18 protein-coding genes are annotated in these 19804 nt (G+C 35.0%); 3 read left to right on the top strand and 15 right to left on the bottom strand.

What is annotated here, in order from left to right:
• Window positions 1-101 precede the first annotated feature (101 nt).
• Window positions 102-848 carry a dienelactone hydrolase family protein gene (locus tag H6F47_RS21595; protein ID WP_096572752.1) on the bottom strand — a complete coding sequence of 249 codons (747 nt, stop codon included), beginning with the start codon at window positions 846-848 and terminating at the stop codon, window positions 102-104.
• A 118-nt stretch (window positions 849-966) separates the two neighbouring features.
• On the opposite strand from H6F47_RS21595, the gene H6F47_RS21590 reads away from it, so the two are divergent.
• On the top strand, window positions 967-1953 hold the full coding sequence (locus tag H6F47_RS21590) for a GntR family transcriptional regulator (RefSeq protein WP_137668134.1): 987 nt from the start codon (window positions 967-969) through the stop codon (window positions 1951-1953).
• 476 nt (window positions 1954-2429) lie between these two features.
• Here H6F47_RS21590 and H6F47_RS21585 read toward each other — a convergent pair whose 3' ends face one another.
• Complete coding sequence (locus H6F47_RS21585) at window positions 2430-5864, bottom strand: helicase-related protein (RefSeq protein ID WP_190650921.1); 3435 nt, start codon at window positions 5862-5864, stop codon at window positions 2430-2432.
• A gap of 688 nt (window positions 5865-6552) precedes the next feature.
• On the opposite strand from H6F47_RS21585, the gene H6F47_RS21580 reads away from it, so the two are divergent.
• Window positions 6553-7350: a Uma2 family endonuclease gene (locus H6F47_RS21580; RefSeq protein ID WP_190650919.1), complete on the top strand. Its 798-nt coding sequence runs from the start codon at window positions 6553-6555 to the stop codon at window positions 7348-7350.
• An 89-nt stretch (window positions 7351-7439) separates the two neighbouring features.
• Here the strand turns inward: H6F47_RS21580 and H6F47_RS21575 are convergent, their stop codons facing one another.
• From H6F47_RS21575 to H6F47_RS21565, 3 genes are all read right to left on the bottom strand, one after another.
• Window positions 7440-7658 (bottom strand): hypothetical protein, encoded by a 219-nt coding sequence (locus H6F47_RS21575; protein ID WP_190650917.1) that lies wholly within the window; start codon window positions 7656-7658, stop codon window positions 7440-7442.
• Between the two features lie 99 nt (window positions 7659-7757).
• Window positions 7758-8288: a PIN domain-containing protein gene (locus tag H6F47_RS21570; protein WP_190650915.1), complete on the bottom strand. Its 531-nt coding sequence runs from the start codon at window positions 8286-8288 to the stop codon at window positions 7758-7760.
• Window positions 8289-8291: 3 nt separating this feature from the next.
• Window positions 8292-8558 carry a hypothetical protein gene (locus H6F47_RS21565; RefSeq protein WP_190650923.1) on the bottom strand — a complete coding sequence of 89 codons (267 nt, stop codon included), beginning with the start codon at window positions 8556-8558 and terminating at the stop codon, window positions 8292-8294.
• A 314-nt stretch (window positions 8559-8872) separates the two neighbouring features.
• Between H6F47_RS21565 and H6F47_RS21560 the strand changes: the two genes are divergently transcribed.
• Complete coding sequence (locus tag H6F47_RS21560) at window positions 8873-9115, top strand: hypothetical protein (protein WP_190348197.1); 243 nt, start codon at window positions 8873-8875, stop codon at window positions 9113-9115.
• Window positions 9116-9527: 412 nt separating this feature from the next.
• Here the strand turns inward: H6F47_RS21560 and H6F47_RS21555 are convergent, their stop codons facing one another.
• From H6F47_RS21555 to rph, 10 genes are all read right to left on the bottom strand, one after another.
• On the bottom strand, window positions 9528-12962 hold the full coding sequence (locus tag H6F47_RS21555) for a DNA methyltransferase (RefSeq protein ID WP_199291251.1): 3435 nt from the start codon (window positions 12960-12962) through the stop codon (window positions 9528-9530).
• 297 nt (window positions 12963-13259) lie between these two features.
• A complete protein-coding gene (locus H6F47_RS21550; RefSeq protein ID WP_190348195.1) occupies window positions 13260-13724 on the bottom strand; it encodes a DUF29 domain-containing protein in 465 nt (154 codons plus the stop codon).
• A gap of 41 nt (window positions 13725-13765) precedes the next feature.
• Window positions 13766-14227, bottom strand: a complete 462-nt coding sequence (locus H6F47_RS21545; protein ID WP_190650913.1) for a DUF29 domain-containing protein — start codon at window positions 14225-14227, stop codon at window positions 13766-13768.
• Between the two features lie 87 nt (window positions 14228-14314).
• Window positions 14315-14770 carry a DUF29 domain-containing protein gene (locus H6F47_RS21540; RefSeq protein WP_190348193.1) on the bottom strand — a complete coding sequence of 152 codons (456 nt, stop codon included), beginning with the start codon at window positions 14768-14770 and terminating at the stop codon, window positions 14315-14317.
• A gap of 27 nt (window positions 14771-14797) precedes the next feature.
• Window positions 14798-15259 (bottom strand): DUF29 domain-containing protein, encoded by a 462-nt coding sequence (locus H6F47_RS21535; RefSeq protein ID WP_190348192.1) that lies wholly within the window; start codon window positions 15257-15259, stop codon window positions 14798-14800.
• A 150-nt stretch (window positions 15260-15409) separates the two neighbouring features.
• The gene (locus H6F47_RS21530) at window positions 15410-16249 is read right to left on the bottom strand and encodes an alpha/beta hydrolase (protein WP_190650911.1); all 840 of its coding nucleotides are present in this window, start codon (window positions 16247-16249) and stop codon (window positions 15410-15412) included.
• Between the two features lie 5 nt (window positions 16250-16254).
• The gene (locus tag H6F47_RS21525; RefSeq protein WP_190650910.1) at window positions 16255-16416 is read right to left on the bottom strand and encodes a hypothetical protein; all 162 of its coding nucleotides are present in this window, start codon (window positions 16414-16416) and stop codon (window positions 16255-16257) included.
• Window positions 16417-16549: 133 nt separating this feature from the next.
• Complete coding sequence (gene clpX, locus H6F47_RS21520; RefSeq protein ID WP_137668142.1) at window positions 16550-17890, bottom strand: ATP-dependent protease ATP-binding subunit ClpX; 1341 nt, start codon at window positions 17888-17890, stop codon at window positions 16550-16552.
• 10 nt (window positions 17891-17900) lie between these two features.
• Complete coding sequence (gene clpP, locus H6F47_RS21515; protein WP_137668143.1) at window positions 17901-18599, bottom strand: ATP-dependent Clp endopeptidase proteolytic subunit ClpP; 699 nt, start codon at window positions 18597-18599, stop codon at window positions 17901-17903.
• Window positions 18600-18833: 234 nt separating this feature from the next.
• Complete coding sequence (rph, locus tag H6F47_RS21510; RefSeq protein ID WP_096572099.1) at window positions 18834-19577, bottom strand: ribonuclease PH; 744 nt, start codon at window positions 19575-19577, stop codon at window positions 18834-18836.
• Window positions 19578-19804: the final 227 nt, after the last annotated feature.

Below are 19804 nucleotides of genomic sequence, written 5' to 3'. Positions count from 1 at the left end.
CAGTCACCAGTCCCCAGTCCCCAGTCACCAGTCCCCAGTCCCCAGTCCCCAGTCACCAGTCACCAGTCACCAGTCACCAGTCCCCAGTCCCCAGTCACCAGTCACCCTAAAGTGTTGGCAAAAAGTTGTTGAACTTGTTGCCAAGCATCCGCCGCAGCTATAGGATTATAACTACCACGGCGATCGCAGAAAAATCCGTGATCAGATCCATCGTAGCGAAACACGCCATGAGAAATGTTGTGTTTTTGTAACGCTGCTTCAATTTCGTTTACCTGTTCTGTGGGTATACTGGCATCATCCATCCCAAAAAAGGCGTAAATAGTCCCGGAAATTTCTGGAGTGCGGGTAATAGTAGGGTTACCGCCTCCAGGGGTGCGGGTGGTGATCCCAGCACCGTAAAATGAAGCAGTAGCTTGAATATCAGGGAGGGTAGCAGCTAGGTAGGCGACATGACCACCAAAACAAAAGCCAATACAACCAAAACCTTCTTTTTTGACATTGGGCTGAGTTTTGAGATAATTAATAGCGGCTTGAATATCGCTCAACAGTTGTGAAGCTGTGGTTTGTTCCCAGGCGTATTTTCTACCAATTTCTATGTCTTCAGGAGTATAACCCGTTTCAAAGCCCGGTGCTTGGCGTTGAAAAAGAGCAGGTGCGATCGCCACATACCCCAGTTGAGCAATCCGTTCTGTCACCTCCCGAATATGCTCATTAATTCCAAAAATCTCCTGTAAAACTACAATTCCGGCGTAAATACCAGGTGATGTTGGTTTTGCTAAATAAGCATCAATTTGACAATCATTTTGAGAAAGTTTAACTTTTGTAGAGTCTATTGTTTGCTCTGTCATAATAATTTTCATCAAAATTATCTGATCCGATAAATTCAAAATAAATCATATATTTATATTTAACAGGTAGTACACACAAACAGTTAAGTGCAGCTACCAATCATCAGGAGAATTGTTAATGATTCAATTCCGAATTCAGCCAGACAGCGAAATCCCCGCATCCAGCCAACTATTTAATCAAATTCGCTTTGCGATCGCCTCTGGTCAGTATGCACCCGGTTATAAATTACCCAGCACCAGGGCGTTAGCCATGCAAACTGGATTACATCGTAACACTATTAGTAAAGTTTACCGCCAGCTGGAAGACGAAGGATTTGTCGAAAGTCTAGCAGGTTCAGGAATTTATGTCCGCGCTCAAGGCCATGAGGGTGGTGGTAGGTTACAATCTCCCATTCTGAAACAATACCCCGAAGCATACAAAACAGTCCAAAAAACACTGGATGAATTACTTAATCAAGGTTGTTCCCTCAATCAAGCACGGGAGCTATTTTTAGCGGAAGTTGACTGGCGTTTGCGTTGTAGTGCCAGAGTTTTGGTAATAGTACCATTACAGGATCTTGGTGCTGGGGAATTAATGGTAGATGAATTAGAAGAATCCCTAGAAATTCCCGTCCAGTTGGTAACAACAGAAGAATTAGCCGCAGTCTTAGAACAAACCACATCGGCCACATTAGTCACCAGTCGTTATTTTATCGGAGAAGTAGAAGCGATCGCTGGACCCCAAGCAGTCCGCGTTATTCCCCTAGATATTCATGACTATAGTAAAGAACTCAATGTAGTTAAAAGCCTTGCCAAATCAAGCTGTATTGGTATAGTTAGCCTCAGTCCTGGTATTCTCAGAGCTACAGAAGTCATCCTACACGGTTTACGGGGGGATGAACTATTAGTTATGACTGCTCAACCCAAGGATGCTTATAAACTAAACGCCATAGTTAAACGTTGCGAAATCATATTTTGTACAGATCCAGTCAGTTACTTAACAACACAAGCAGGAATGCAAACAGTCTCAGATGATCTAATTCGTCCACCTAAACTAATTCGTTGTGAAAACTACATTGGTTCTCAATCAATTAATTTACTGCAAAGAGAACTGGGTTTAATGTGATGGGGCAGGAGTTTTTTATTTTGGATTTTGGATTTTGGATTTTGGATTTTGGATTTTGGATTTTGGATTTTGGATTGTTTTTATCAACCCCAATCTAAACAGGACTTACGCAAAAGAGAACGAAAGTAGGGGTAATTCATGAATTAACCCTACGCAAGAATAAGGTTTTCAGTCACATCTTACGTAGGGGTTGCTGAGAAAGTCTTTCCGTGAGGGCATAGGAGTCAGGAGTCAGGAGTCAGGAGTCAGGAGAAGATTTGAAAATTTCTTTGCCATCTCTTGAAATCCCAAAAAATGCACACTTTTTCCGGTATACCCTTCAAAACCCTTGCACTAATTTCTGTGTTTATCAGCCTCTAACCTTTGATATATCAAGGTTTTAGGTTTATTCAGCAAACCCTACGTAAGTCCTACTAAAATCTAAAATCTAAAATCTAAAATCTAAAATCTAAAATCTAAAATTTTCCGCCCAATAACTAATCACCAAATAACCCCAAGGAACAAATAATTTGCGCTTCCTGTTGTCCATCTTCAGGATGGATAATACACAAAGAATTATTATCTCTTAAAGATATAATCATTGTCGCTAATTGTTCATCATTAATACCGCTTTTTAACTGCCGATTTAATTTAACTACCGTTGTTTCTTTTAACGGATAATGATATATTTCTTCTACCGCTTTTTTTAAAGTCTGCCAATCTTCTCCTGATGTAAATATAGGGGTTTTTGCTTCCGTTTTTTTAATATAATTATCTAACCGGTAATAAGTTCGATATCTGGCACTTTTAGAGCTTCCTAATTGTCCTCCAGATGTTTTTTGCTGTTCTAATAGTAAATCAGCCCCTTGAGCGACAATTTCATGGTGTTGGGGATGCTTTTTTTCTGGGGGTGTATCCCGGTTACATCTTGCCATTCTTAAAATTCTCATTTGCGATTGAGTAACACTTTTTCCTTCCTTATTTATCCACGCTAAAGCATCCGTACCTTCAGCAGTTCGCAGATACATTAACACCCCTTGAGGATCTAAATTTGTACCTTCATGGTAACGGGTAGAATAAATCACATTGGGCAGATTTTTAATGATTTTCTCTAAACTTGGATCAGCATCTATGGCATTTTTCCAAATTTGAAAAGCTTCCGAAGTTAAATCAACTTCTCCATCATCTACTTCATCTAAAATACCCGATTTCTCATGATAAAGATCCAGTATTTCTTGATAGGAAAAACCATCCTCAAAAAATGCCTCATCTGTACCCACTACACTAGCATTTTGTTGTAATCTTTCTGTCAGTCTACCTCTTAAATTAATTAATTTTTCCACACCCTCCGCAGGTAAAAAAGAATAACAGAGAATTTCTGATGCTTTTTGGCCTATTCTATCTACCCTTCCTGCTCTTTGAATTAAGCGAATAATTGCCCAAGGTAAATCATAATTAATAATAATCCGACAATCTTGTAAATTTTGACCTTCACTTAAAACATCCGTAGCAATTAAAATTCTAATTTCCTGTTCAGGGGTGATATTCTGTTGATTACTTTGGGGACTAAAACGATATACTAAAGATGTGGGATCATTTACCTTACCCGTAACTAAAGCAGTTTGGGAAATATGCGCTTTTCCTAGACATTCCTGTAAATAACGCGCTGTATCTGCAAACTGAGTAAAAATCAATATTTTCTCATCAGGATGAATTTCTGTGAGTAACTTTTGCAAAGTTTGAAATTTTTGATCTTGTTGATAATTCCATTCTCCACAGTTATTTAAACAGTTATTTAAACAGTTATTTAATAACTTCAACAATGCTCTAGCATCTTCCAGAAGATGTTTTTTCAACTCAGACTTAAACAACCGATAATTTAACCATTTAAAACGTTTTTGATATTTGCTTTGATAAAGTGCATAAATAACCTTTGCTTGACGTTTATATTCTGCTTCTTTACTGCTTAAACTAGCAAAATTTACCTCATCATTCTGATCATCATTTTCTTCATCATTGTCATCATCAGCTATTTCAAAATCTAAATTGGTAGAATTAATATTATCCGCATCTTCATCATTATTTGCAGTCTCTAAAAATTCCGCATCCTGTGTACCAATGGGAATATCTAATTTATTTTCTAACGCATGAATATAAACATAATTTCTTAAAATATGACGTTCTAAAGATTCTAAAAAAGCATTACCGCTACTTTCTAATCTTTTAAATAAATTCGTGCGACAAAAACCCATTAACCGTCTTCCCCCACGGGATAAACCATTTAAAATTTGTTGTTCCGTTGCTGTGGGAGGTTGTTTATATTTATCTAAAGTGTAATTTCCTAAACCGTAACGGGGTAAAGATAGAGAATTGATAATTTCTACCACTTCACTAGAGTATAATTTGCCATAGTCATCATCATTATTAATAGTAAAAGTGGCAGTTTTAGGAATGCGGGTAGGAAAATAAGAACGAGAACCATCAGGAAATTGTAAATATTTTCTGCCATCTATTGCATCAGTTTCGGCATAATTATTTTTAATGAAACTGCGTGTTCTTCTGAGCATATAACGATTCATTAATAATTGCCAATCTTCTGCATATTCGCTTTTTTCAAATGCTGTTAAAGTTCTCACTTCCGTTTGCGGATATTTACGTTTAAATTCAGTTTCATTTCCCAATTCTCTGATTAAATTTTCTGGTTTAATACCTAAATCTTTAGATTCAGGAATAAATAACCGTAACTGTGCAGATAAATCTAAATTACTTTTATTATAAGGGGTTGCAGTTAATAAAATACAACGACTTCCGCTTTGTTCAATATATTCTTTAATCGCTGCATAACGTTGTCCATCTCTATTTCTTAAATTATGACTTTCATCTATTAATACTAACCGAAAACGGGCGGTAATTGTCGGTAATATTTTGGTAACTTGACTAATAGGAACTACCCTAGCAGCTAAACCATATTCATCTTTATATTTTTCCCACATAGAAACAAGATTTTTCGGACAAATAATAACGGTACTAATACCCAGTTCATCCTCTATAATTTTAGTAATTGCTGTTCCTACTAAGGTTTTTCCTAATCCTACCACATCCCCAATCATTACACCACCACGACGGTTAACATAATGGGCAGCAACTTTTACTGCTGCTGCTTGAAAAGGGAATAATTGAAAATCATAAGGTATAGCATATTGACTTAAACCATCTCGCGCTTCTTGGGAGAGATGATAAGCCATTTTGAGATAAACATAGTAAGGAGAAATAAGTTTTTCTGTTGCCCAACTTTCATCTATAATTTTGATTAATTCATCGGAAATATCTAAACAAAATCGATCTTCCCAACGTTCATTAAACCAAGTTTGTAATTTATTAGTTGCATCATGATCTAATATGTCAACGTTTAATTCTCCCTGGTAAGATAAACCAGAAAATGTTAAATTACTACTTCCTAAAAAACCAATAGCGGGTAAATTATGATAATTTTGGGGAATTAAATAAAGTTTAGCGTGGAGGGGATGACGGAGATATAATTTAACTACTACTTTTTTAGTTTGTAATTGGGTTTTTAGTCTTTTTAAACCCCATTCATCATCATTGCTGGGTTTACCTAAAGTTAATTGTTGACTAAATTCTTGTACTAGGCGTTTTCTCAGGTTAGTTGTGTCACTTTGGGATATGGGTTTGCGAGATATTCCTAAACCTAACATTTGGTTAAGTTCATCTTTGGGTAATTTTTGCATTCCAATTAATAAGCGACAACAATTATTTTCACCTCCGGTAAATTGTTCTATTTCTTCCTGTATTAATTTCCATCCCCGCAGGTTGAAATAACCTACACAGAAATCTGCTTTGGGGGCGGTTTTGAGACTTTGTTTGAGGGTTGTTAATAGTTGTTCGTTGATGTTATCAAAAATTCTTGGCATAGGTTTTTATTTATTATAAAATTGGTTGTAGGTTTGGTTGAGGAACGAAACCCAACACTTAAAAACTTGAACGAAACCCAAACTTTGTTTAAGTTGGATTTCACTTTGTTCAACCCAACCTACTTAGGGTTTGCTGAATAAACCTAAAACCTTGATATATCAAAGGTTAGAGGCTGATAAACACAGAAATTAGTGCAAGGGTTTTGAAGGGTATACCGGAAAAAGTGTGCATTTTTGGGGATTTCAAGAGATGGCAAAGAAATTTTCAAATCTCCTCCTGACTCCTGACTCCTGACTCCTGACTCCTATGCCCTCACGGAAAGACTTTCTCAGCAACCCCTACTTACTATGATTAATTTACCATTTTACCATTTTATCATTTATTGACAAGATTGAGTTAAGAAGTCGGGGATCTTTAGATTAATATTTAAGCCGTTGTGCATTTAATTTGTATAAGTGGAACAGGCATCTTGCCTGTTCAACAAGAGTTCAGAATATTAGGATTATACAATTTAGCTGTGTAACAGCTTATGATATAATTATGATATCATAATCAATATACCATTTCCCATGCTCAGGAGGTACACCTTAATTTATTTACTGTTCCCAATTCCCCATTCCCAATTCCCCATTCCCTAAGTCCTAGCTATAAGATATGATCTCCCTTACTCCCAGGAGTATTTCTATAATGACTCAATCTTTAACTCCACAGATTACACCAGAAATTAGCAGTCGTAAACCTAGTCCTGATGATTTTGAAAAACCTGCTATTCCCGATTTAACAAATGTGACTATTGATAATAGTGAACCAGTGGATAATTTAATTTCTGAAAAACAACAACGTTTATTAGTTTCCTCTCTTTATAGTTCTTTTAATGTTAGTGAACCATTTTTAGCTACTGCTAATGTAGGGTTATTTTATGCAGCTAATAAACCTCCTCTTGTTCCTGATATAATGTTAAGTCTAGGAGTTACTTTACCAGAAGATTGGTCAGAGAAAAAAGATCAATCTTATTTTACTTGGAATTTTGGTAAATCTCCAGAAATAGTTGTGGAAATAGTTTCTAATAAAGTGGGAAATGAATTAGGAAATGAATTAGGAACTAAATTAAAAGATTATTCTCAAGCGAGAGTAGGTTATTATGTGGTTTTTGATCCCTTCCATTATTTAGGAAAACCAAATCTTTACATCTATCAATTAAAAGGTATTAATTATCAATTAATATCTACAAATTGGTTAGAAGAAATAGGTTTAGGGTTAACTATTTGGGAAGGAGAATTTGAAGGAAAAAGCTATCAATGGTTAAGATGGTGTGATGAACAAGGACAAATTCTATTAATAGGAGATGAAAAAGTAGCACTTGAAAAACAACGTGCTGATCAAGAAAAACAACGTGCAGATGAAGAAAAGCAACGTGCAGATCAAGAACGAAAAAGGGTAGAATATTTAGAGGAAATTTTGCGATCGCAAGGAATTAACTTTTAATATCATGTAATATCATGTTATATTATGTAATATAATGTAATATAATACTAATTTATATCCCCGACTTCTATGATTAATTTATCATTTATTTACAAGATTAAAAAAGAATTTAGGGATATTTTGATTAGTTTGTACTTTACAGAAAAATCTTCAGGTGCTTGAATTTTTATCTCTTTTAACTTAGATAATATCCCCTTTTTTTTGTTTTTATTTTTATCTCTAAATTCTTTAAGTAATTGATAAACCTCATCAAGTTCTGCTTCTGGTATATTGTCAATTTCGGCTTGAATTAATTCTTTAATAGTCATGGTTTTTACTCCTGTTGCTAATTTGAATATTATAACATAATATCAGATTTCCGACTTCTATCATTAATTTATCATTTATTGACACAATTAAAACGGAAGTTAGGGATCTAATATAGGAATTTTACCTTCATTAAACCAATTCATCATTAAGTAAGGATGAACTATTTGAAGACTATGGGATGGTGATCTATAAATTCCATGTCTTTCTGGTATAATGATTTCAACATCTTTAGTTAAAAAATCTTCAAAATTAGCAGTAATTAATATTGTTGCTTTCCCAGATAAAGCTGTTTCTAAAACGTGCTGATCTTCTATATCTGATATAGGAATAATTCCTGTTCCTCCTAATGTTAATTGAGGACTAATTTTAGTATAACCATGAATAATATTAATGTAAGTAATAGCGTCATCTGGTAAAACTTGTAATTTGGGTTGAGTTTGTAATACCTGTTGTAAACGATTTAACATTCCCCAAGAAATTACTAATTCAACTTTACCCAAATTACAATTACCACAACGCACAATTTCAACTAAAGTTTGACAAGCTGTACCTTTCCTACCTTTAGCATCAGCTAATAATGCAGCACACCAAATATTTAGATCCAGACAGAGACGTAAATTATTATTCATGTATTATTCATGTTTAGTTAATTCAATAGCAGCTTGCAATAAATCATCTTCAGTTTCTAGTGTTTCTAACCATTCACTATCAAATTGTTGGCTAATTTTTTGGGATATAATTTGATATTGTTGATCTAAAAAATTGCGATTAATAGATACAACTTCTTTTTTATGATGATCATTTCTATTGATAAATTCTTTAATTAATTGATAAAACTCATCAAGTTGATCTTCTGGTATATTGTCAATTTCGGCTTGAATTAATTCTTTAATAGTCATGGTTTTTACTCTTGTTGCTAATTTGAAGATTATAACATATTTTCAGATCCCCGACTTCTATCATTAACAGGAATTACGCAAAAGAAAACGAAAGTAGGGGTAATACCCTTCGGGAAGCAAGCTACATGAATTACCCCTACGCAAGAATAAGGTTTTCAATCACATCTTGCGTAAGTCCTAATTAATTTATCATTTATTCACAATATTTATTCAAGACATCGGGGATCTTGATCAAAGTGTAGTTACTATTTTACTATAATATGGTAAAATGTTTGTAGTAATTAAATGTGTGTAGTAATTACAGGTGAGTAAATATGATTGCCCAAGAAATCATGGCAAAAGTTGACCAAAATGGTAACATCTCTTTAGAAACTCCTTTAATAGTTAATAAACCAAGCCGGGTTAAATTAATTGTTTTGTTTATTGAAGATGAATTAGATGAAGATGATGAATCAAAAGAATCTGTTTTAGAAAGTTTGAAAATCTCATTACAAGAAGCTAAAGCAGGTAAAGTACATCCAATTTCTGAACTTTGGGAAGGTATTGATGTTGAGTGATACCCCATTAGTAATAGTTCAGTTTACTGATAATTTTAAACAGAAAATACGCAGCTTATCAAAAAATATCGTCATATTCGTACTGATATTCAACCAATAATTGAAGAATTACAAAGTGGTAATTTTTTAGGTGATCAAATTGCAGGAACAGGGTATACAGTTTTGAAGGTAAGAGTTCGCAACAGTGGCATTCAAAAAGGGAAAAGTAGTGGTTATCGAATTATTTATCAGATTCAATCACCTACAAATGTCCTTTTACTGTTAATTTATTCTAAACTGGAACAAACAGATGTAACAATGGATGAAATTAAGTCAGTTATAGAACTGTTTCAAGCATGATCTTAGTTTTAATGTTAATCCGTTTTTATTATGAATTGTACGGGTTTAGCAATGCTAAACCCCTACGTTTACGTTATTTAACCATCTCCCGATAAGCATTTAAAGCAGCATTTTTCACTTCTTCCGCAACAATGGGAAATGTACTCAATATATGACTAAATTCACTTTCTGTTAATCCATATAAATGGGCAATTATTCCATCTAATTCTGCGCGAATTTTCCCCCTTTCTCTCTCCTCTGTAATTCCGTTTTTATGACTTCCTAATCCTACTTCTTTCGCTAATTCATCATATTCTGCTGTGGTACATATTAGTTTTGCTGCACGTTCTACTATTTCTTGAAAATATTCGTCTTTTTCTGTTAATCTGGGAACTGGTGTTTGATAAACATAGAACATATTACAATGTGCAGTTACTCTTTGACGAATAACAAAATCACAAATAAAACTATTTAAAAATGAAGAAATAACTAATAAATTTTTGAAGTTATCGTTTTTTTTACTTACAATTAAAGTATTACCACAAAATAGATTTTTATGAACAACAGTAGCAATCATTGTTCTAATATCTGTATTTCTTGCAACATCTCTAAAACCCAATCTATAACATTGATAATCTAAAACTTGCCCTTTATCAATACCATTTTTACCTAAAACCGCTTTTCTTCCTTCCACCTCATCTATCCAGTAGCGAGGTTCAGCAAACTTATGATTAAATTGATGAATCATTTTCCCTTCATATAAAGGTAATCTTCCCTTTCCTGGTTCAGTTTTAAACAAATAACTATCAGTTGTCATATTAAATTCTTGTGTTAACTTTAAATTCCATTTATCCTGAATTTCCTCCCCCAACAAAGGAAAGCGACTCATTTTTTCAGCAATGACAATATCTAAATCAGTTTTAAACTCCATGATTGAAATAGAATCAGGAGATAACCGTTTAATTAAATCCACAGACATATTAATACAATCATCATCAGGAAAACTATTCAACTCTCCCACATCATGACGCATAAATTTAGCAGGGAAAGATAAAGTTTGCTTACCATTTTCAAAAGTCAAAATTACAAACTTAAAACTCTTATGTACACCTTCAAAAATACCCTTTTTATTTTCAAAACAGAATAAACCAGTAATATTAGTTTGCAAAAATAACATTTCTCGTAACTGCTTAGTTCCCAAATCAGTATAAATACCGCTAGGAATCACCAAACCACATTCACCATTTGCAGAAAGTAAATTAACACATTGTTCTACAAACAAAGCATATAAATTAATTTTTCTAGCAACACTTTTACCATCAACTAAAGATTTTTGATTGCAATATTGTTCAGCATTTTTGAAATAAGCACTAACATGAGGATAACTACTACAATAATTTAACCATGCTTGACGCATTTCCTCATCTTCCATAAACTTATTAAATTGTTTTGTCCATGTTTTTATATCTAGTTTCTTTTTCTGAATTAAATTATCAAATTGTTGGAAAAACTCTTTTTCATCAGTTTGAAAAACTTCCCAAGGAGGATTACCCAAAATAATATCAAAACCACCCCTAGCAATAATCTGATCAAAATGATAACCCCAATGGAAAGGTTTTAACCCTTCCATATCCTCAATATTCAAAAGTCGTTTCACAGGTTTACCCTTTAACTGCACTTCCTCATATTTAATCTTTAAATTACTAAATTCATCTAACAACAATTGATTTAACTTCACCAAAGATTCCCGATTGACACGATTAATATTTTCCCTTAAAAATTCTAACCTATCTTCCTGTTCCGTACCTTCCACATCTGCTATCATAAAAGCGTGTTCTTTGTACTTTCTAATACTTGCGTTTTTCTCTTTTAAAATTGCTTGATAATTTTGTGAATTTAATTGTTGTAAAATATTACCTTGTTTAGACTGTCCAACATTATCAAAACGACTTCCATCAACGCGAATTAAACCAATTAACGAATTACCAGACATAATGTTAAAATCAACATTAGGTAAAGGTTCTAAATCATCAACAGTTTTCGCAGCAGCAACCAAACTTAAAAACAAGCGTAGTTTAGCAATTTCCACCGCTTCCTCCATGATATCCACACCATAGAGATTGTCAGTAATTACCCGTTTTTTGATATAATAATCCAAGGAAGGATGATCTTGTTTAATCTTAGTTAATCTGGCTTGATTTTCCGCATTTCCAGAAACTTGAATAAAATCAAAAATAGCGGTATAAATCTTAATCAAATGTTGTAAAGCAGCAACCAAAAATGCACCACTACCACAAGCGGGATCTAAAATTGATAAGTTTGGTAAAACATCATCTAACAATTGCTGACATAATTGATTATTGAGATTTTCCAAAACTTGAACATTACCAATTTTACCACTAATAAACTTATTAATAGTACGTTCACATAAATAATTAGTAATTTCCGGTTTCGTATAATAAGCACCAAATTCCTTTTGGTTAATATACTTTTCAAAAATATACCCCAGAACATCAGGATTAATTTCATCATCCTTACCACTTGGTGTATCATCTAAATGCCAAGTATAACCGGAAAATAGTTTAAAAATCTCCTCAAAAGCAGTATCACTAATTTGAATACGGTTACTGAGCGAAGTCGAAGTAACATTATATTTTTCTTCAATTTGATGAGGTAAAAACAAACCACCATTAATATATTTAATTTTACCAATTAAAGCAGGAGTTTCATGTTTACGGAACTTTTCAGCTTTCCCAAAACCATCAAAAAACAAAGTTTGTAAAAACTCTTGATAATATAAATCCTGTCCTTGACTTTGACTAACCTTTAACTTATCTTGTAAATAATTAGTATTACCATCATCCAAAAAACCTTTTTTCTGAAGGAAATAAATAAACATCAAGCGGTTTAAAATTACCGACGCATACCAATTAGCATCTTTTGTATTTTCGATACCTTTGATAAAAGTAACAAATTGCAAATGTCTTTCTTGGAACTTATTAAAAAAGTCTTTTGTAACCTTTTCAATATCAAAAGCGGTTTGAGTGCGTTGAGTGACATCAGTTAAAGTTAAATTTTCTTCTTCAGCAAAATCAATAAATAACGCCTCTAATTTTTGAGTTAATAATTCTCCTGATTGAGTAACGTTAAAAGTAGTTTCTTTAGCTTTAGTTTTAGTAGCAGATTCTCTTTTTACCCATTGCCAAACTTGTTTAGATTGATTTTTATCAGTATAAATAATTAAATGTTCTTGACTATAACTAGTAACTTGGGTATCTATATTTTTCCTAGTTTTAGCATTAGGTAAAATCCCATTTTCAGCAACACAATGATAAACTATTAAACCACGTTTTTGGGCAACAGCTTCTAAAGTATATTCTAAAGTATATTCTAAAGTAGAATTTTCCTCATCTACAGCTAAATAAATAGGAGAGATATCAGCATAATCCCAACCTAACTCTTCAATAAATAAAGATGTAAAATCAGATAATTGCAGATATTTTTTAACTTGATTGCGGTTGAACTTCATAATATTGTTACCAGGTATATATACAGAAAATACAGGTATCTAACCTGTCGTAACAATTGTAGCATATACCAGTAACAAAGATTATGTACTGATTATTTAAGTTTTATGAACATTTTATTAACATATTCAAACTATTACTTTAAACCATCTACGTTTATCTGCGTTTATCTGCGTTTAAAGAATCACCCCAAAAAATCCACATCTAAAGTCAAGGTAGGTTGGGTTGAGGGACGAAACCCAACATTTACAAATGTTAGTTTACAAATGTTAGTTGGGTTTCACTTTGTTCAACCCAACCTACATCTCATTACCCAAAAAATCCACATCTAACAACTGTTCTAAAGTGTAAGGACATTCTTGGGGAAAATCTACTTGAAACTTAGTTTTCACATCCACAAATTTTAAAGCATCAGCATAAATATCTAACATTTCCTCAGATAAATAATTGCGTAAATTACCCGTTAAACGTCGTTTTAATTGGTTTCTAAAACTGACAATTTCCGCTTGCCAATGATGACCATTTATTTCAGTTTCTTCTGTCCAATACTGATATAATAATAAATGTCTAATAATTTGTTCTAACAGACTAGCAACCGCATTTTTCTTTTCATTACCCAAATCTGCCAACTCCTCAATTAAATTCTCTAAATCCACATCATTAAATTTACCTTGTTTCAATAATTCAATATTAGTTAATAACCATTCATAATCATCAATTTTATAGAGTTGTTGTAAATATTCCAAATTACTAATTACACTCATAACATCACCTCTGATTTATTTCACCAATTACCCATTACCAATTACCAATTACCCAAAAAATCCACATCTAACAACTGTTCTAAAGTATAAGGACATTCAGAAGGAAAATCTACTTTAAACTTAGTTTTTACCTGCACATATTTTAACGCTCTCTGATAAATATGATCAAGTTCATCAGCTAGGAAATTACGTAAATTAGTAGTTAATCTATCCTCCAGTTGATAACGAAAACCTAAAATTTCTGATTGCCAATGATGACCATTATTTTCTATTTCTTCCGTCCAATATTGCAGTAATAAAAGATGTCTAATAACTTGTTCTAATAAACTCTTGACCGCATTTTTCTTTTCATTACCCAAGTCTGCCAACTCCTCAATTAAATTCTCTAAATCCACATCATTAAATTTACCTTGTTTCAATAATTCAATATTAGTTAACAACCATTCATAATCATCAATTTTATAGAGTTGTTGTAAATATTCCAAATTACTAATTACACTCATAACATCACCTCTTAATTTTGGTAGGGGTAATTCATGAATTACCCTTATATGAATTATCCCTACATGAATTATCCCTAAAATTGAATCTTAACCCAAAAAATCCACATCTAACAACTGTTCCAAAGTGTAAGGACATTCTGAGGGAAAATCTACTTGATAATTAGTTTTTCTTTGCACATATCCTAGCGCCCGTTGATAAATTTTTAATGTTTGTTCAGCTAAATGATTACGTAAATTAGTGGTTAATTTAGCATTTAATTGATCTCGAAAACTATAAATTTCAGCTTGCCAATGTCCAGAATTTCTCTCACTTTCAGCAATCCAATATTGATATAATAATAAATGTCTAATTATTTGCTGTAATAAACTTTCTACAGCATTTTTCTTTTCATTACCCAAATCTGCCAACTCCTCAATTAAATTATTTAAGTCCACATCATTAAATCTACCTTGTTTTAATAATTCAATGTTAGTTAACAACCATTCATAATCATCAATTTCATAGAGTTGTTGTAAATATTCCAAATTACTAATTACACTCATAACCTCACCTCTAATTTATTTCACCAATTACCCATTACCCAAAAAATCCACATCTAAAAACTGTTCTAAAGTGTAAGGACATTCTGAAGGAAAACTCACAGTAAAACCTGTTTTTTCCTGCACATAACCCAAAGCATCATGATAAATATCAGCAAAAATAGAACTTAAATAATTAGATAAATTAGTAGTTAATCTATCTTTTAATTGTGTCCTAAAACTTCTAATTTCCGCACGCCAATGATTTTTATTTCTTTCATATTCAGCTTTCCAAAAATTTAATAGTAATAGATGTCTCATAATTTGTTCTAACAGATTTTTCACCTGGTGTTTATCTCGCTTGGCCAATGACTCCAACTCCTCAATCAAATTCTCTAGATCCACATCATTAAATCTGCGTTGTTTTAATAATTCAATGTTAGTCAATAACCATTCATAATCATCAATTTCATAGAGTTGTTGTAAATATTCCAAATTACTAATTACACTCATAACCTCACCTCTTAATTTATTTCACCAATTAAGCTGTTACACAGCTAAATTGTATAATCCTAATATTCTGAACTCTTGTTTAACAGGCAAGATGCCTGTTCCACTTATACAAATTAAATGCACAACAGCTTACCCATTACCCATTACCAATTACCCATTACCCAAAAAATCCCGCACCTTCTGTAAATAAGTTTCTGGATCTTCCAACATCGGAAAATGTGCGGTATTAGCAATAATTTCTAGCTGCACCTTATCACTCAAAACAGCCGCTTTTCTACCTAAATCAGCAGGAATAATTAAATCATATTCTCCGGCTATTAACAAAGTTGGTACTGTTAATTTAGCAAATTCTAAAGGCATTGTTTCCGCTTGTTCTTTACTCACAGAGGTAAAAATTGTCCCTAAAGCGGAATCATAATCAGCGTCAATAAAATCTTGTAAAAAAGCTTGTCTTTCAGCTTTAGGAATCGGACGATGCAAAAATCTCGCCATAAACATCCTATCCGCTAAAGGTATTTTCCCTAACCATTGAGGACGGAATTTAACTACTAAACCACCAAATTTATAGAAAGCTGCAAAGGCTTTTTCATCATATTCAAAAATCCCACTACAAGTTAAAATTGCCTTGATAACTTTTTGGGGATAACGATTAAAAAATAAAGTCGCAATTGAAGCACCCATAGAATGGGCATTAATATAAACACGCTCCAGATTTAACTCATTTAATAATACTGCTAAATCTTCCGCATATTCTGTTAATTCATAACTCAATTTACTGCTATCTTGGGTTTCAGCATGGGAACGCCCAAAACCGCGCATATCATATAATAAACAATCAAACTTATCTGCTAAAGCCTCAGCCGTACTGCGCCAATATCTACACGAACCAGCCCAACCATGCAAAAAAACCATCACTGGTTTTACCACATCTGATGGTTTCTTGATCCACTCGTAATAATGCTCAACCCCGCGAACTTTGATATAAGACATAATTTTTAAGGAATAGGTGACAGGTGACAGGTGACTGGGGACTGGGGACTGGGGACTGGGGACTGGTGACTGGGGACTGGTGACTGGTGACTGGTGACTGGGGAAGAAGCAGGGGAGCAGGGAGCAGGGAGCAGGGGGAAATTATTTGTATTTTTCCCAATTACCAATCACCAATCACCAATTACCAATTACCAATCACCAATCACCAATCACCAATCACCAATCACCAATTACCAATCACCAATTACCAATCACCAATTACCAATTACCAATTACCAATTACCAATCACCAATTACCAATTATGCTGACTCTGGTTTTGGTAATGAAGAGGGATGTACCAACAGTTCCGCTGTAGAACGTTTCTCTACCATTTCCCGCGTTACTGTGCAGCGAGTTACATCTTTACGGGATGGCAACTCATACATCACATCTAACATCAATTCTTCCACAATACCCCGCAACGCCCGCGCCCCAGTTTTCCGGCGATAGGCTTCTTGGGCGATCGCCTTCAAAGCATCTGGTTTAAAATCTAACTGGACGTTATCCATCTTCAGCAGTTTTTGATACTGCTTCACCAAAGCACTGCGGGGTTGAGTCAAAATCGCCATCAGTGCTTCTTCATCCAGAGGATCAACTACAGCCACCATTGGCATCCGCCCAATAAATTCGGGAATCATGCCAAATTTCACCAAATCATCGGGTTCTAAATGACGTAGTGTGTCCGCAGCCCGTTTTTCTTTAGATATCCCTTCTCCAGACTGCACAAAGCCAATTGACTTTTTGCCCACTCTCTGATCTACGACTTTTTCTAAACCAACAAAAGCCCCACCACAGATAAACAGGATGTTGCTAGTGTCAATCTGAATACAATCTTGATAGGGATGCTTGCGTCCGCCCTGGGGTGGTACATTAGCAATCGTACCCTCTAACATTTTCAGTAAAGCTTGCTGTACCCCTTCCCCGGAAACATCTCTAGTAATGGATGTGTTTTCACTCTTGCGGGCAATTTTATCAATTTCATCAATGTAGATAATTCCCCGTTGCGCTTCCTCCACATCTAAATCTGCCACTTGCAAAAGTCGCAATAAGATATTTTCCACGTCTTCCCCTACATACCCTGCTTCGGTGAGAGTTGTAGCATCTGCCACCGCAAAGGGTACATCGAGGATTTTGGCCAGAGTTTGCGCTAACAGGGTTTTACCGCAACCAGTCGGACCCATTAATAAAATATTGGACTTTTGTAGTTCTACAGCATCATCAGCGCCACCTTTACCATTACCTTTAGACTGAGCAATAGCTAAACGCTTGTAGTGATTGTAAACTGCAACCGACAAGACTTTTTTTGCTTCATCTTGCCCAATTACGTGTTCATCTAAATATTTTTTAATTTCTCTCGGTTTGGGGATTTGGTTAAAAGAGAGATTGGCAGAACTGGTACGGCGTTTTTGAGGTTGTTCTGAACGTGATGCTGGTTGGGAAGCAGAACTACTGGTATCCAGCAGTTCTTCATCTAGGATTTCATTACACAAGTCAACGCATTCATCGCAGATGTAGACTCCCGGACCCGCGATTAATTTACGCACCTGCTCCTGAGACTTGCCACAAAATGAACATTTTAAATGGGAGTCGTATTTAGACATACCAAGCCTCTTATTTCAGAATGGTGACGTTTTCCCCTGCTGTGGGGAGATTTTGTCTAGAAATAACCTGATCGATTAAACCGTAGTTTTTTGCCTCTTCTGCTGACATAAAAAAGTCGCGTTCTGTATCAGCTTCGATCCTTTCTAAAGGTTGACCAGTGTGCGTGGACATTAATTGATTCAACTTGCCCTTAATGTAAAGAATTTCCCGCGCTTGAATTTCAATATCAATTGCTTGTCCTTGAGCGCCACCAAGGGGTTGGTGAATCATAATCCGGGAGTCAGGTAAGGACATACGCTTCCCTGCTGTTCCCGCAGTTAACAAAAACGCCCCCATGCTGGCAGCTAGACCAAAACAAATGGTAACAACATCAGGACGTATTTGTTGAATTGTATCATAAATTGCCATTCCTGCGTAAACAGATCCTCCTGGTGAATTTATGTAAAGTTGAATATCTTTTTCTGGGTCTTCAGCGTCTAGGAATAGCAATTGAGCAACTATAGAATTAGCTACAGTGTCATCTATTGGCGTTCCTAAAAAAATAATCCGCTCTCGCAATAGACGGGAGTAGATGTCAAAAGCCCTTTCTCCCATACCGGACTGTTCTACCACCATCGGTACAATGTTGTTCGGGCTGTTGTAGTTACAGCTAATGCTGATGGGACTCAAGCTACTGATTGGGTAATTTCCCGACTGCGATACAAGCATACAAAAATATTTAACAATAAGTGGGACAGGTTTTACAGACCTTATGGCTGATTTTTCGAGAATTTGAATTTGTATTTGAACTATGTTTTAACCATTATGCCTTATCTTCATTTGTTCTTGCAGGAGATCCAGGAGGCAGGAGGCAGGAGGCAGGAGGCAGGAGGCAGGGGAGGCAGGGGAGGCAGGGGAGGCAGGGGAGGCAGGAAAAAATAATTACCCATTACCCATTACCCATTACCCCAAAGCAAACAAGGTATTCCAATTAGGTATTGCATCCCGTTGAGCTATTAATAATTCTTGTATCCCTTTTTCGGCAATATCTAACAATTGATTTAACTGCTGACGGCTAAAGCTGCCGTCCTCTGCTGTTCCCTGGACTTCAATAATTCCTAGATTGTGATTCATGACAACGTTAAAATCTACAGTGGCGGCTACGTCTTCAATGTAGTTAAGATCCAAAAATGCTTCTGACTCTAATAAGCCCACAGAAACTGCTGCCACTTGTCCACACAAAGGCGATCGCTCTAATACTCCCCGCTGCAATAATTGAGAAATACCATGGGCTAAAGCCACAAAACCACCTGTGATTGCTGTTGTTCTCGTTCCCGCATCAGCTTGCAATACATCAGCATCTACAGTTAGCGTCCGTTCTCCCAACACTTCAAAATCTAAAGCTGCCCTTAAACTACGTCCAATTAAACGTTGAATTTCTTGTGTCCGTCCCGATAATTTTAATAATTCCCTTTCCTGTCGCTGTTGGGTGGCAGATGGTAGCATCCGATATTCAGCCGTTAACCAACCTTTACCACTCCCGGTTAAAAACCTGGGTACTCCCTCAGTGACACTTACAGTACAAAGTACCTGAGTATCACCGCATTTTGCTAACACTGAACCAGGGGCAAAGCGGGTAAAATTAGGTGAAAAACTCAGTGGACGTAGTTCATAAGGGTTTCGACCATCGGGACGCTGCCAAGCCATTTAATTTGCCTCAGAATTTTGAAAATTTGTTCATTCTGCTTTGAGATTATCAGAAGTCAGGGAATTGGGAATTGGGAATTGGGAATTGGGAATTGGGAATTGGGAATAAATAATTATCTATTCACTGTCACCAGTCCCCAGTCACCAGTCCCCAGTCACCAGTCCCCAGTCACCAGTCACCAGTCCCCAGTCACCAGTCCCCAGTCACCAGTCCCCAGTCACCAGTC

The sequence above is a fragment of the Sphaerospermopsis sp. FACHB-1094 genome, from assembly GCF_014696195.1.
Classification (GTDB): Bacteria; Cyanobacteriota; Cyanobacteriia; order Cyanobacteriales; family Nostocaceae; genus Sphaerospermopsis; species Sphaerospermopsis kisseleviana.
Note: the sequence above shows the minus strand (reverse complement) of the source record. Positions and strands in the feature narration are given on the sequence as shown.

Bases quoted from the DNA above. Each gene is read 5' to 3' on its own strand.
- H6F47_RS21560 (WP_190348197.1), top strand. From the start codon at position 8,873: ATGATTGCCCAAGAAATCATGGCAAAAGTTGACCAAAATGGTAACATC.
- H6F47_RS21590 (WP_137668134.1), top strand. From the start codon at position 967: ATGATTCAATTCCGAATTCAGCCAGACAGCGAAATCCCCGCATCCAGC.
- H6F47_RS21540 (WP_190348193.1), bottom strand. From the start codon at position 14,770: ATGAGTGTAATTAGTAATTTGGAATATTTACAACAACTCTATGAAATT.
- H6F47_RS21580 (WP_190650919.1), top strand. From the start codon at position 6,553: ATGACTCAATCTTTAACTCCACAGATTACACCAGAAATTAGCAGTCGT.
- clpX (WP_137668142.1), bottom strand. From the start codon at position 17,890: ATGTCTAAATACGACTCCCATTTAAAATGTTCATTTTGTGGCAAGTCT.
- H6F47_RS21565 (WP_190650923.1), bottom strand. From the start codon at position 8,558: ATGACTATTAAAGAATTAATTCAAGCCGAAATTGACAATATACCAGAA.
- H6F47_RS21570 (WP_190650915.1), bottom strand. From the start codon at position 8,288: ATGAATAATAATTTACGTCTCTGTCTGGATCTAAATATTTGGTGTGCT.
- H6F47_RS21585 (WP_190650921.1), bottom strand. From the start codon at position 5,864: ATGCCAAGAATTTTTGATAACATCAACGAACAACTATTAACAACCCTC.
- H6F47_RS21550 (WP_190348195.1), bottom strand. From the start codon at position 13,724: ATGAGTGTAATTAGTAATTTGGAATATTTACAACAACTCTATAAAATT.
- H6F47_RS21530 (WP_190650911.1), bottom strand. From the start codon at position 16,249: ATGTCTTATATCAAAGTTCGCGGGGTTGAGCATTATTACGAGTGGATC.
- H6F47_RS21535 (WP_190348192.1), bottom strand. From the start codon at position 15,259: ATGAGTGTAATTAGTAATTTGGAATATTTACAACAACTCTATGAAATT.
- H6F47_RS21545 (WP_190650913.1), bottom strand. From the start codon at position 14,227: ATGAGTGTAATTAGTAATTTGGAATATTTACAACAACTCTATAAAATT.
- H6F47_RS21595 (WP_096572752.1), bottom strand. From the start codon at position 848: ATGACAGAGCAAACAATAGACTCTACAAAAGTTAAACTTTCTCAAAAT.
- rph (WP_096572099.1), bottom strand. From the start codon at position 19,577: ATGGCTTGGCAGCGTCCCGATGGTCGAAACCCTTATGAACTACGTCCA.
- clpP (WP_137668143.1), bottom strand. From the start codon at position 18,599: ATGCTTGTATCGCAGTCGGGAAATTACCCAATCAGTAGCTTGAGTCCC.
- H6F47_RS21575 (WP_190650917.1), bottom strand. From the start codon at position 7,658: ATGACTATTAAAGAATTAATTCAAGCCGAAATTGACAATATACCAGAA.
- H6F47_RS21555 (WP_199291251.1), bottom strand. From the start codon at position 12,962: ATGAAGTTCAACCGCAATCAAGTTAAAAAATATCTGCAATTATCTGAT.